This window comes from Lysinibacillus sp. EB271-A1-10B (assembly GCF_058791335.1).
This window is the reverse complement of the sequence record NZ_JBYTDL010000023.1, coordinates 25,011-38,481: the sequence shown is the minus strand read 5'-3', so window position 1 is coordinate 38,481 and position 13,471 is coordinate 25,011. Positions and strand designations below refer to the sequence as shown.

General features: G+C 38.8%; 14 protein-coding genes. 7 read left to right on the top strand and 7 right to left on the bottom strand.

Going from position 1 to position 13,471, the window contains the following annotated elements; genetic code table 11:
- The first annotated feature begins 31 nt into the window (after positions 1-31).
- Both AC3WSK_RS21575 and cysI read left to right on the top strand, forming a co-directional pair.
- On the top strand, positions 32-1,819 hold the full coding sequence (locus AC3WSK_RS21575; protein WP_427484752.1) for an assimilatory sulfite reductase (NADPH) flavoprotein subunit: 1,788 nt from the start codon (positions 32-34) through the stop codon (positions 1,817-1,819).
- 75 nt (positions 1,820-1,894) lie between these two features.
- Positions 1,895-3,616, top strand: coding sequence for an assimilatory sulfite reductase (NADPH) hemoprotein subunit (gene cysI, locus AC3WSK_RS21570; protein ID WP_079561521.1), 1,722 nt, complete (start codon positions 1,895-1,897; stop codon positions 3,614-3,616).
- Between the two features lie 101 nt (positions 3,617-3,717).
- Here cysI and AC3WSK_RS21565 read toward each other — a convergent pair whose 3' ends face one another.
- Genes AC3WSK_RS21565 through AC3WSK_RS21550 form a run of 4 tightly spaced genes read right to left on the bottom strand, consistent with a single transcriptional unit; the run spans position 3,718 to position 7,584 of the window.
- Positions 3,718-4,788: a sulfate/molybdate ABC transporter ATP-binding protein gene (locus AC3WSK_RS21565; protein WP_079561522.1), complete on the bottom strand. Its 1,071-nt coding sequence runs from the start codon at positions 4,786-4,788 to the stop codon at positions 3,718-3,720.
- 16 nt (positions 4,789-4,804) lie between these two features.
- Complete coding sequence (cysW, locus tag AC3WSK_RS21560; protein ID WP_427484728.1) at positions 4,805-5,680, bottom strand: sulfate ABC transporter permease subunit CysW; 876 nt, start codon at positions 5,678-5,680, stop codon at positions 4,805-4,807.
- Positions 5,681-5,689: 9 nt separating this feature from the next.
- Positions 5,690-6,523: a sulfate ABC transporter permease subunit CysT gene (gene cysT, locus AC3WSK_RS21555; RefSeq protein ID WP_427484727.1), complete on the bottom strand. Its 834-nt coding sequence runs from the start codon at positions 6,521-6,523 to the stop codon at positions 5,690-5,692.
- Between the two features lie 11 nt (positions 6,524-6,534).
- Positions 6,535-7,584 (bottom strand): sulfate ABC transporter substrate-binding protein, encoded by a 1,050-nt coding sequence (locus tag AC3WSK_RS21550; RefSeq protein WP_492412315.1) that lies wholly within the window; start codon positions 7,582-7,584, stop codon positions 6,535-6,537.
- A gap of 440 nt (positions 7,585-8,024) precedes the next feature.
- Here AC3WSK_RS21550 and AC3WSK_RS21545 point away from each other — a divergent pair, with 440 nt between their 5' ends.
- From AC3WSK_RS21545 to AC3WSK_RS21525, 5 genes are all read left to right on the top strand, one after another.
- Entirely contained in the window at positions 8,025-8,726 is a 702-nt protein-coding gene (locus AC3WSK_RS21545; protein WP_492412313.1) for a phosphoadenylyl-sulfate reductase, read from the top strand.
- A 12-nt stretch (positions 8,727-8,738) separates the two neighbouring features.
- A complete protein-coding gene (cysP, locus tag AC3WSK_RS21540; RefSeq protein ID WP_492412311.1) occupies positions 8,739-9,803 on the top strand; it encodes a sulfate permease in 1,065 nt (354 codons plus the stop codon).
- Positions 9,804-9,856: 53 nt separating this feature from the next.
- Positions 9,857-10,996: a sulfate adenylyltransferase gene (gene sat, locus AC3WSK_RS21535; RefSeq protein ID WP_492412309.1), complete on the top strand. Its 1,140-nt coding sequence runs from the start codon at positions 9,857-9,859 to the stop codon at positions 10,994-10,996.
- Positions 10,993-11,586 carry an adenylyl-sulfate kinase gene (gene cysC / locus AC3WSK_RS21530; RefSeq protein WP_079561529.1) on the top strand — a complete coding sequence of 198 codons (594 nt, stop codon included), beginning with the start codon at positions 10,993-10,995 and terminating at the stop codon, positions 11,584-11,586. Before sat ends, cysC begins: the two co-directional genes overlap by 4 nt.
- Before the next feature lie 255 nt (positions 11,587-11,841).
- Entirely contained in the window at positions 11,842-12,312 is a 471-nt protein-coding gene (locus AC3WSK_RS21525) for a GNAT family N-acetyltransferase (protein WP_079561530.1), read from the top strand.
- 45 nt (positions 12,313-12,357) lie between these two features.
- Here AC3WSK_RS21525 and mnhG read toward each other — a convergent pair whose 3' ends face one another.
- The 3 genes from mnhG to AC3WSK_RS21510 are packed head-to-tail and all read right to left on the bottom strand — an operon-like array spanning position 12,358 to position 13,467.
- Positions 12,358-12,726: a monovalent cation/H(+) antiporter subunit G gene (gene mnhG, locus AC3WSK_RS21520; RefSeq protein ID WP_079561531.1), complete on the bottom strand. Its 369-nt coding sequence runs from the start codon at positions 12,724-12,726 to the stop codon at positions 12,358-12,360.
- Positions 12,710-12,991: a Na(+)/H(+) antiporter subunit F1 gene (locus AC3WSK_RS21515; RefSeq protein ID WP_079561532.1), complete on the bottom strand. Its 282-nt coding sequence runs from the start codon at positions 12,989-12,991 to the stop codon at positions 12,710-12,712. The genes mnhG and AC3WSK_RS21515 overlap by 17 nt, the downstream gene beginning before the upstream one ends.
- Entirely contained in the window at positions 12,988-13,467 is a 480-nt protein-coding gene (locus AC3WSK_RS21510; RefSeq protein ID WP_079561533.1) for a Na+/H+ antiporter subunit E, read from the bottom strand. Before AC3WSK_RS21510 ends, AC3WSK_RS21515 begins: the two co-directional genes overlap by 4 nt.
- Between the last annotated feature and the right edge of the window lie 4 nt (positions 13,468-13,471).

Below are 13,471 nucleotides of genomic sequence, written 5' to 3'. Positions count from 1 at the left end.
GAAAATGATACGAATACGTGAGGTGGCAAGGTTGAAACTACAAGTAGTAAACAGTCCATTTAATGAGGAGCAGGTAAAGCTGTTAAATGAGCTGCTCCCTCAACTAACAGGAGAACAGAGGATTTGGTTAAACGGTTTTTTAAGTGCACCACTAGCAACTAGTAATCCAGTTGTTGAGGAAGTAACACCGATAGTAAAAATAATCGCCAAAACAGTAACGATTTTATATGGTTCACAAACAGGTAATAGCCAGGGGTTAGCTGAAAAATATGCCTCAGCCTTGAAAGACAATGATGTGGACGTAACGATTTCGTCGTTAGCAACGTTTAAACCAAATAATTTAAAAAAGGTGACAAATCTTTTACTTATTGTTAGTACCCATGGGGAAGGGGATCCACCTGATCAAGCGATACAGTTCTACGAATTTTTGCATAGCAAGCGAGCTCCAAAGTTAGAGCAACTTCATTATTCGGTGCTAGCCTTAGGAGATAGCTCCTATGAATTTTTCTGTAAAACAGGAAAGGATTTTGATGAGCAGTTTGCAAAATTAGGGGCAAGTCAAATCGTACCTCGCACAGATTGTGATGTAGATTATGATGACACTGCAGCACAATGGTTCTCAGCTGTTCAGCAGAAGTTGCTTCAACAGACAGATGTAGCTGATATAACGACTACACAAAATAAAACAGCGCAAGGAGACACTACATATTCTCGAAAAAATCCGTTTTATGCAGAAGTACTTGAAAACATTAATTTAAACGGTCGCGGATCAAATAAAGAAACACGTCATATTGAATTATCCATCGAAGGTGCAAATTTTTATTTTGAACCAGGAGATAGTATCGGTATTCAACCGGAAAATGATGAAAAGCTAGTTGATGCTTTAATCACAGCGTTACAGTTTGATCCACAAACTGTAGTAAACGTCTTTGAAGAAACACAGCCATTAAAGGATGTATTGCAAAAAAAACTAGAAATTACAGTGTTATCTAAGCCATTGTTACAAAAAATTGGTGCCTATACGGTCCATCAGGAATTTACAAAGCTATTAGATGACTCTAATTCTTGGAGGGACTATGCAAAAGGGAGAGATTTGCTTGACGTTGTGGAGGACTTTGCACCATTTATATGGGATGCGCAGAAATTTGTAGATTTACTACGTAAAATTCCAGCACGCCTATATTCCATTGCTAGTAGTCAAAAAGCAAATAGTGAAGAGGTACATTTAACAATTGGGAAAGTAAGCTATGAGACGAAGGGACGTCAACGTCTTGGCGTTTGCTCCGGAAGCGTAGCAGAGCGTATTCAAATTGGAGACACATTACCGGTATATATTCAAAAAAATCCGAACTTTAGACTACCAGAGCATGAGGATACACCGATTATTATGATTGGTGCTGGAACAGGTGTTGCTCCGTACCGTGCATTTTTAGAGGAGCGTGAGGAATTAGGAATCGGAGGGAAAGCTTGGCTAATCTTTGGTGATCAACACTTTGTCACAGACTTTCTTTATCAAACAGATTGGCAACGTTGGCTTTCTTCAGGCACACTAAGTCAATTGCATGTCGCTTTCTCACGTGATACTGATAGAAAAATATATGTTCAACATAAAATTGAGGAAAATGCTGTTGCTTTTTATGAATGGCTAGAGCAAGGAGCTGTCATTTACATCTGTGGCGATAAAGAGTCGATGGCGGCTGATGTTGATGCAACAATCCGTCGCGTTATTGAACAACAGGGACAAAAAACGCCAGAGGAAGCTAAAGCCTTTGTTAATGAACTAAAACAGCAGAAACGCTATCAACGTGACGTTTATTAACTTCCTTCGGCAATGCTTTCTGTAGCGACAGCTACAATTCTGCCAAGGAATATTTGATTAAAGGAGCGATAACAAATGACAGGGAAAATTATTTTACCTCCACAACAGGGGAAGCCTAGTGATGTAGAGCGTATTAAAAGCGATAGTAATTATCTACGCGGAACATTAGAGCGTACGATGAACAATCCATTAAGTTCAGGTATCCCAGAGGATGATAACCGTCTAATGAAATTCCATGGTAGTTACTTACAAGACGACCGTGATCTTCGGAATGAACGCCAGCGTCAAAAGCTTGAGCCTGCCTATCAATTTATGGTGCGTGTACGTACACCGGGCGGAGCAGCAACTTCAGCACAATGGCTAGTAATGGATGAAATGGCGAGAAAGTATGGTAATGGCTCCTTAAAATTAACGACACGTCAGGCATTCCAAGTGCATGGCATATTAAAATGGAATGTTAAAAAATATATGCAGGAAATCAATGAGGTGTTATTAGATTCTCTTGCAGCTTGTGGAGATGTCAACCGTAATGTGATGTGTAATGTGAATCCAAATCAATCCGCATTACATGAGGAAATCTATAATTGGTCTGCCAAATTAAGTGAGCATTTATTACCTAGAACACGAGCTTACCATGAACTATGGCTAGATGGTGAAAAGGTAGTTGATAGTCAGGATGAAGAAGTTGAACCTATATATGGTGCGCAATATTTGCCACGGAAATTTAAAATTGGTATTGCGATTCCGCCAAGTAATGATGTGGACGTATTTTCACAAGATATAGGGCTGATTGCAATTGTAGAGGAGGGTAGGTTAGTAGGCTTTAACTTAGCCGTTGGTGGAGGAATGGGTATGACACATGGCGATCATGAAACATACCCGCAGCTTGCTCGAGTAATTGGCTTTATCACACCTGATAAACTACTGGAAACAGCGGAGAAAATTATTACGATTCAGCGCGATTATGGGAATCGTTCGGTTCGTAAAAATGCACGTTTTAAATATACAATTGATGCCAGAGGACTTGAGTGGTTTAACGAAGAACTAACACGTCGTCTAGGTTGGACTATCCAAGAGGCCCGTCCATTTACTTTTAATCGCACAGGTGATGAGTTTGGTTGGATTAAAGGGGCAGAAGGTCAATGGCATTATACATTATTTATTCAAAATGGACGTATTAAGGACTTTGAAAATTATGAGCTTTTAACAGGATTACGTGAAATTGCGAAAGTGCATACAGGTGATTTCCGTTTAACGCCAAACCAAAATTTAATGATTAGCAATGTAACGCCGCAAAAGAAGAAAAAAATTGCTGCTATCATTGAGCAATATAACCTTACAGATGGAGCGCATTATTCTGCATTGCGCCGAAATTCGATTGCTTGCGTATCATTACCAACATGTGGTTTAGCTATGGCAGAAGCCGAGCGTTACCTGCCTTCTCTAATTACAAGAATAGAAACCATTATTGAAGAAGCAGGCTTAAACGATACAGAAATCGTTATTCGCATGTCAGGCTGTCCGAATGGTTGCTCGCGTGCAGCAATGGCTGAGATTGGGTTTATCGGTAAAGGTCCAGGGAAATATAATATGTATTTAGGAGCAAGTTTTACTGGTGATCGTCTCAATAAAATATATCGTGAAAATATAGGTGAGGAGGAGATATTAGCGGAGCTTCGTCCAATACTGCTCCACTATGCGAAGGAACGTCTAGATGGCGAGCATTTCGGGGATTTTGTTATTCGTGCAGGTTATGTAACAGCTGTGTACGACGGACGAGATTTTCATCATAAATAAAATAATAGCCCTGTAGCAAATTTTCTCTGCTACAGGGCTTATGTTGCAATATGACACCAACACTAAGAGACGTGTAGCAAGATATTTGCTACACGTCTTTTTTAAATGGAAAAGTCTTCGGGGATAAAGACTTTTAATTGCTTTGGTTTGACAAATACATGGTCACCAACCATAAGTTGAAGATTAGTAAATTGTTCTTTAGTCAGTTCTGCCTCTAAAAATTCATCTATATCTTCACGACGTAGCTCAACCTGTACGATAGGTCCGAGCAAATGAATATGGCTTACTTTGACGGGGACAGTACCAGATATATTTGTTTTCTCAATTTGAATATCATGGGGACGTACATATCCTACTGCATGATCCTCTGTGTATACCTGTGCGTCAGGTACATCAATCGCAAATTCACCATGCAGGAGCTTACCATTATGTAATCGTCCTTTAAAGAGATTCACATTACCTAAAAAATCATAAACAAAAGGGCTTTTTGGATTTGTGTATACGTCGTCTGGGCTACCAATTTGCTCTATCTTGCCGTTGTTCATCACGACAATTCGGTCTGCAACATCGAGTGCCTCTTCCTGATCGTGTGTGACAAAAATACTTGTAATATGAAAATCATCGTGAAGCTTTCGAAGCCAACGACGCAATTCCTTGCGCACTTTAGCATCCAGTGCTCCAAAAGGTTCATCTAATAAGAGCACCTTGGGTTCCACGGCGAGAGCTCTAGCAAGTGCAACTCGCTGACGTTGCCCACCTGAAAGTTGTGTTGGATAGCGATCGGCGAAATTTTCCAGTTTTACGAGTCTTAGAAGTTCCATCACTTTGTTCTTTATTTCTAATTTAGATGGTCTTGTTTTACGAGGACGTACTTTAAGACCGTAAGCGACATTATCAAAAACGGTCATATGGCGAAAAAGTGCATAATGCTGGAACACAAAGCCTACATTTCGCTCCTTTGGATGGCGATCGATCATCGATTGACCGTCAAATAAAATCTCCCCAACATCGGATGTTTCAAGCCCAGCAATAACTCGTAGTAACGAAGTTTTACCAGAACCAGATGGGCCGAGAAGGGCAACTAGTTCTCCTGATTGAATATGAAGAGAAACATCTTCTAAAGCTTGAAAGGAACCGAATTTTTTGGATACATTTTTAATTTGGATACTCATGCTGACAATACCCCCTTTAAGCAGATTTTGATTTCCAAGCAACAATATCTTTAACGATAAGTGTAATAATGGCGATCACGCTCATCAGTGAAGCAACGGCGAAGGCTGCTGCAAATTGGTACTCATTGTATAAAATTTCAATATGAAGGGGCATTGTATTTGTCATTCCACGAATATGCCCTGATACAACAGAAACGGCCCCAAATTCACCGATTGCCCGAGCATTACAAAGTATAAGGCCGTACAATAAGCCCCATTTGATATTCGGCAATGTCACATACCAAAACGTTTTAAAACCATTAGCACCAAGTGAAATGGATGCCTCCTCCTCGGAAGTACCTTGTGTCTGCATAAGAGGAATGAGCTCCCGTGCAACAAATGGCAACGTGACAAAGACAGTAGCGAGGACAATACCAGGTAGCGCAAAAACAATTTTAATGTCATGTTCAAATAGCCAATCACCAAATAATCCCTGTGAGCCAAATAACAAAATAAATACTAAACCAGCAATAACGGGAGATACTGCAAAAGGAAGATCCACAATTGTAAGAAGTAGATTTTTCCCTTTAAAGTTGAACTTTGTTAAAGCCCAAGCAGCCATAATTCCAAAAATTGCGTTTAATGGTACGGCAATTGCGACGACAGTTAAGGTTAACTTAATAGCTGCCAATGCATCTGGATGTGTGATAGCTGCTACATATACATCTACTCCTTTTTGAAAGGCAGTAAAAAAAATCGATACTAGTGGAAGCACAATGAAAAATGCTAAAAAAGCTAGTGCAATAAATGTTAGCGTATATCGGACAAAACGTGGCTCTTGTAAGGCAGCAGACTTTGTCGCTGCATTATTTTTTTCAGGAGCAACTTGCTGAATAAATGTAGATTGTTCCATAAATACCTCCTAATGTACAAAACGACGATTTGCCAACCATTGTATTAAATTAATGCTAAACAATAGAATGAAGGACGTGACCAGCATGACCACTGCAATAGCAGTTGCACCAGCATAGTCATATTGCTCGAGCTTAGTCATAATTATTAACGGTGTAATTTCAGTCTTCATCGGCATATTACCGGAGATAAAAACAACGGAGCCATACTCTCCTAGTGCACGTGCAAAGGCTAATGAAAATCCTGTTAAAATGGCAGGAGCAAGCTCTGGAAAAATCACTTTACGAAAGGTTTGTAGGCGAGTTGCTCCAAGGCTTGCTGAGGCTTCCTCAACCTCAGCACTAATATTTTGTAAGACAGGCTGCACAGTACGAACGACAAATGGTAGCCCGATAAATGTAAGGGCAATGATAATGCCGAGTGGCGTAAAGGCAATTTTAAAATTAAAAAATTGACCAATCCAACCGTTTGGCGCATAGAGTGACGTTAAGGCAATTCCTGCTACAGCAGTTGGCAAAGCAAATGGTAAATCGACAAGTCCATCGATGATTCGTTTAAACGGAAAGTGGTAGCGTACAAGCACCCATGCAATGATTGTGCCAAAAATAACATTTAATAAACCAGCAGCGAGTGCAGTACTGAAACTTACCTTATAGGAAGCGACAGCACGAGGAGCGGTCACAATATTAACAAACTCTGCCCAGCTTAAGGACATTGTATGAATAAAAATCATCGATAGCGGCAATAAGACTAGTAAGCTAACGTATAACATCGTATAGCCCAGAGAAAGGTGGAAACCTGGAATAATGCGGCGTGTTTTTTCATTAACAGTTAAACTACTCATAACATTCCTCCTTATTGAGGTACATAAATTTCATCGAATGTACCACCATCTTTAAAATGCGTCGCTTGCGCTTCTGCCCAACCACCAAAATCATCGATTGAAACGAGTTCAAGTTTTGGGAATTGCTCTTGATATTTTGCTAGAATTTTTTCATCTCGTGGTCGATAGTAATTTTTTGCAGCAATTTCTTGACCACGCTCACTATATAAATGCTTTAAATAAGCCTCCGCTACTTTGCGTGTACCTTTTTTATCAACGATTTTGTCGACGATTGACACAGGTGGTTCAGCTAAAATACTTAAAGAAGGTGTAATAATATCAAACTCGTCACCCAATTCATGGAGCGATAAATATGCTTCATTTTCCCATGCAATTAGGACGTCACCAATTTCACGTTCAACAAATGTTGTTGTAGCACCGCGTGCACCAGAATCCAGTACTTCTACATTGCTATAGAGAGCTTTCATAAATTTTTTTGTTTTTGCCTCATTATTTTTATATAATTTCCCTGCATAGGCCCAAGCAGCTAAATAATTCCACCGTGCACCACCAGATGTTTTAGGATTTGGTGTAATGACAGATACATCGTCTTTTATTAAATCATCCCAGTCTTTAATACCCTTTGGATTGCCTTTGCGTACTAAAAAGACAATAGTAGATGTATAAGGTGTAGAGTTATTTTCAAATTCTGTTTGCCAATCTTTATTTAATAGGCTTCGAACTTGTGCAATCTCATCAATATCGTAAGCTAGTGCTAGTGTAACAACATCTGCCTCAAGACCATCAATTACAGCTCGACCCTGTTTACCGGAGCCCCCATGTGATTGTTTTATCGTTACATCTTGACCGGTTTCATCCTTCCATTTTTTTATAAAATCTTTGTTGAATTCCTCGTAAAGCTCACGTGTTGGATCATAGGATACATTTAGTAGCTCCACAGATTTTCTTGTATCCTGAGCACTTGTATCTTTTTCAGAAGAGCTGCTACCACAGCCTGTTAATGTTAGTGCTAATGCAGATATAAGTACTAACGATTGGAAAAGATGTTTCCTTTTTTTCATAAAATTTCGCTCCTTTTTGATTTAGAAAATACAAAAGACCATCTACCAGAACGAATAATAATCGTCTTAAGTAGATGGCCTTCAGATCCTCTGATCAGCATTTTTATATTGGTTTGATTCAAAGCTTAGTTATACATTAAACATATATTTCCTATTAGTCAACAAGGAATTAAAAGTACTTCTTTTGATTATCATCATATGCAAGAATACAGTATAAAAATTTGGGCTCATTGAAATGAATTTTTTGTGAAAAGCCTAGTTGACTACTTGGTGTACTTTAGTATATATTTGGTAATAAGAAAAATGATTGTAGAATGAGGTAGCCAATACTAGTGAACAATCATTGCATAAGCTGGCTAGTCAAACTAGAGGCGTTTTAACGAAGACATGTCTATATATGTCTTTCGTTGGAACGCCTTTTTCGTTATGAGGGGGATTATATGTTAACATATGCAACTTGGCATGAGCCAACATTGAATTTTCAGGTAGACGAAACTTACAAGGCAGCACTGGAGGTTTTACAGTGGAGTTATGCTGAATATGGCGAAGATATCGTCTATGCATGTAGCTTTGGGATTGAGGGAATTGTCATGATTGACCTTATTTCAAAGGTGAAGCCCGATGCTACGGTTGTCTTTTTAGATACAGATGTTCATTTTAAGGAAACATATGAAACGATTGATAAAGTAAAAGAAAAATATCCGAAGCTGAACATTATTATGAAAAAACCAGCACTTACATTCGAACAACAAGCTGCTGAATACGGTGATGAATTATGGAAGTCTAATCCAAACAAATGCTGCGAAATTCGCAAGATTGTGCCGTTGCATGAATCATTAGCGAGCGCAAAGGCTTGGATATCAGGCTTGCGTCGTGAACAATCACCAACCCGACAAAATACGAACTTTATTAATCGTGACGATAAATTTAAATCCATTAAAATTTGTCCACTCATTCATTGGACATGGAAGGATGTCTGGCGCTATGTCTCAAAGCATAGTTTACCGTACAATCCATTGCATGACAGGGGCTATCCAAGCGTCGGCTGCGAGCACTGTACAAAACCGGCATTTACAATGGATGATTTGCGTTCAGGCAGATGGCAAGGGTCTGGTAAAACTGAGTGTGGATTACATGAGTAAAGGAGTTTTGCCATGCTTGAATATGTAGCAATAGCGATTAGTTTATTTTTTGCGATGAATATAGGTGCTAGTGGAGCGGCAGCCTCAATGGGAGTTGCTTACGGTGCAGGTGCCATTAAAAAGGCTTGGCAAGCACTGCTCATTTGCTCAGTGGGTGTTTTTTCTGGGGCAGTTCTTGGAGGTGGAGAGGTAGTAAAAACAATCAGCTCCGGCATAATGCCGCAAGAGTACATTACGGTAAAGATTGTCATTATTATTTTAATTTCTGCAACGAGCTCACTATTTTTCGCCAATCTTTTAGGTATCCCATTATCAACGAGTGAAGTGACAGTGGGAGCAGTTGTAGGTGTAGGAATTGCCTATAAAGTGTTATACATTAAATCATTACTTGTTATCATATCGTTTTGGGTAATAATCCCAATTATAGCGTTTGTCATTGCATTTGTCTCTGGGAAGTGGCTGTATAAATTACGAGTTAAGGGCTTGCTAAAAGATCATCCAATATTAACGATTCTCCTTGTGTTCGCTGGATTTTTCGAAGCATTTTCAGCGGGGATGAATAACGTAGCAAATGCAGTTGGACCTCTTGTAGGTGCAGGGATGATGAGTGTAACAACAGGCATATTGCTTGGTGGGGCATTTGTGGCGCTTGGCTCAATGCTTCTTGGAAAACGAGTGCTTGAAACAAACGGTAAAAAAATTATGCGCTTTGAGAAGGCAGAAGGGGTACTAATATCGAGTACAGGTGCACTCCTAGTCGGTGTAAGCTCTATTTTTGGACTTCCCGTTCCATTAACACAAGTAACATCCTCTTCGATTATCGGAATGGGGATGGCCAATAACGGAAAACAAATTTTCCATAAGCATATTGTGAAAAAGATAATCCGTATTTGGATTGTCTCACCGATCTTTTCTTTAGCTATTTCTTATTTTTTAGTACAGCTATTCTTAGAAAAAGATTTCTATACCATCATATTAATTGGCAGTATTATTGTTGGAACGCTTGGTGTCATTAGCTTAATGCGAACAATGCGTGAAGAAGAGCGCTCAATATACGATGCGGGAGAAGGAATTTAATACCCGAAAACATATAAAACTAAGTAATTCAATAAAATTAGGAGGATATTTTGATGAGTTTACAACCACATGGTGGACTATTAGTGCAAGCTATTAATCTAGAGAAGGATGTAACACCTATAAAGAAAGTAATTGAACTTGATGCCATTTCACTAAGTGATTTAGAGCTAATTGCTATTGGTGGCTACAGTCCAATTGAAGGATTTTTAACGCAGGAAGATTATGAATCAGTTGTTGAACATACACGCTTAGCGTCTGGCGTGGTATGGAGTATTCCGATTACATTACCTGTTGCAGAGGATGTAGCGGCAACATTGCAGCCAGGTGATGAGGCTAAATTAGTATACGGTGATGCTGTTTATGGCGTTATTGAAGTTGCTGATATTTATGAGCCAAATAAGCAGAAAGAGGCATTGTTAATATACGGCACGGAGGATTTAGAGCATCCAGGTGTTAAAAAGTTGCATGAACGTCCAAGTATTTATGTGGGCGGAAAAATTACATTAGTAAAACGACTAGAGCAAAGGTTCCCAGCCTATTCATTTGATCCGTTTGAAACACGTCAAATTTTTGAAGAAAATGGGTGGAAAACAATTGTTGGCTTCCAAACACGGAATCCTGTACATCGAGCACATGAATATATTCAGAAGGCTGCACTTGAAACAATTGATGGATTATTTTTAAATCCACTAGTTGGGGAAACGAAATCAGACGATGTTTCAGCCGCAATTCGCATGGAGAGCTACGAAGTTTTGCTGAAAAATTATTATCCTGAAAATCGTGTGCAACTAGGGGTGTTTCCAGCTGCCATGCGTTATGCAGGACCAAAGGAGGCTATTTTCCATGCACTTGTACGAAAAAATTATGGCTGTACACACTTTATCATTGGGCGTGACCATGCAGGTGTTGGTGATTACTATGGCACATACGATGCACAAAAAATCTTTGAACAATTTACGGAAGATGAATTAGGAATTATTCCATTAAAATTTGAGCATAGCTTCTATTGCAACAAATGTGAGGGAATGGCAACAACGAAAACTTGTCCACATGATAGCTCTGCTCATGTCATTTTATCGGGTACTAAGGTTCGTGAAATGTTACGTAATGGCGAAGTGCCTCCTAGTAAATTTAGCCGTAAAGAGGTTGTGGATGTATTGATTAAAGGAATGCGTAAGGAGGTTTTAAAGTGAGTTCAAATATCGTTTGGCATGAAGCTTCCATTACGAAAGAGGAGCGCCGTACACAAAACAAGCATCAAAGCTTTATTTTATGGTTCACTGGTTTATCAGCATCTGGAAAATCTTCGGTGGCGAATGCATTTGCACGCCGACTCTTTGAACGTGGCAATCAAGCATTTGTCTTAGATGGTGATAATGTTCGCCATGGCTTAAATAAGGATTTAGGATTTGATGAAGCTAGTCGAAAGGAAAATATAAGACGAATTGGAGAGGTATCTAAGCTTTTTGTGGAAAATGGACAAATTGTTCTAACTGCTTTTATTTCACCTTACCGAGAAGATCGTCAAGTTGTCCGTCAGCTTGTGGAAGTTGGGGAATTTATAGAGGTTTATGTGAAGTGTTCTGTTGAAACATGTGAAAAGCGTGATCCAAAAGGTCTTTATAAAAAAGCGCGAAATGCGGAAATTCTAAACTTTACTGGGATCAGTGCACCCTATGAAGAACCGGAAAATCCAGAAATTACTTTAGACACAGAACTTAATTCTATCGAAGAATGCGTAGACCAGCTCACAGACATATTAACTTCAAAAGGATATATTTAGGCTTAATAACCACGAGTAATAGTGGTGTGTTTATATTTAATAAATTTGCTTTCATAAAGAATCTGCTTACTCCTGAGGAAGCAGATTTTTTTAACTGCTTTCAGCGGTGTTTAAACAGCCGCTAAAAAGGACAAAGCTGGTTCCGGACGCAATTATGCCGAGGTATATTTGATTGAGAAATTTACCCATTTTTATAGAACGTTCCCAAATGTTGTGAGATGATTAAATCATCAATCATTATAGGAGATGAAAGAAATGAGCATACATATTCAACTATTAACCGAGGATATTATAAACCAGAAATTATTAAATGAAATATTGGAACTTTGGAATGAAAATGCCATAGAAACTGCAAATTGTGAATTAGGAGAGAGTGAAAGGAAGGGAATTCAAGAACAGCTAGAACAATATATTAAATCAAAATATGGGGCCATTTATATAGCAACGAATGAAAATAATGAAATGATTGGTTTTGGAATGGCTTCGATCAAAAGGGATTTTATTTACGATATGAACTATGGCCAAATAGACGAAGTATATGTAGTACCAGTATATAGAAGACAGAAGGTTGCTAAACGTCTAGTAGATGACTTAGTGATTTGGTTTAATGACGAGCATGATACTTCAGTAGTAAATGTTTATGTAGATTTAGAAAATGACTTAGCACTAAATTTTTGGGAAGGTATTGGTTTAGAAAAAGAATTTTTTATGCTATCAAACAATTAAAAAAGTGGCCAATGAAGTCTATTCGTTGGCCACTTTTTTGAAAAGTTATTTAATGCCTTGTTCCTTTTTCATCCGATCAATTTCAGGCCCAAGCTCGTCGTGAATTGTACCTTTCCAAGGTTTTACACCAGCAATGTATGAGGAGCGAGTCATTATATGCCCTCCGACAGGACCTGTGATGAACAGGAACAGTATGCCAAGCAAAATGCGGGGATTAAAGTGATCTTCAATAAGCCAGAAGTGAAAGAATACGCCAATGAGTACGCACATAACACCGAGCGTTGCACTTTTAGAAGCAGCGTGGGCACGTGTGTACAAATCAGGTAAACGGACAAGACCAATGGCTGTCACGACAATAAATAGCACCCCGATAGAAATGAAAAAGATAACTAAACTATTAGCGAGTATTGTCACGTTTAATGATATCTCCTTTCTCTATGAATTTAGAGAAAGCAACCGTACCGATAAACGATAAAATCGCTAACAATAATATAATCTCTAGGAAGAAGCTTGTTTCAACCAATACTGAAAACAGTCCAATTAGCGAGATGACTGATACACCTAATGAATCCAATGCTACCACACGGTCGGATGCAGAAGGTCCTTTAACCATTCGATAAATAACTGCAACCATCGATAAGCAAATCACCACAATTGCAGTAATAATAAACGTTGTCATGATTTACTCACCTCCAAAATCGCTTTCTCAAATGAATCCCGAATTGCAGTAATTGCTTCATCGACATCACTCATGTCGATAGCATGTACATACAAAGTTTTTGCATCATCTGATACGTGCACTACTACAGTACCAGGTGTTAACGTAATGAGACTCGATAATAATGTAATTTCCCATTCTTGTGTTAAAACAGTAGGATAGGCGAAGAACGCAGGCTGCATATCCAACTTTGGCTTTAAGACCACTCGAAGCACTTGTATATTCGCTAACACTAACTCTTTTAAAAAGAGTAAAGTCAATTTAATGATTGCCCATATGCGGTAGACGTAAAGACGGGTTGTAAAAAATCTACGCATAATAACGAGTAATACAATACCGAGAATGAACCCAATGATAAAGCCTGTTGCTGTGTAATTAGAAGAAAGGAACATCCAAACGAAGGCAAGCATAACATTTAAAATAATTTGAAATGCCATATCT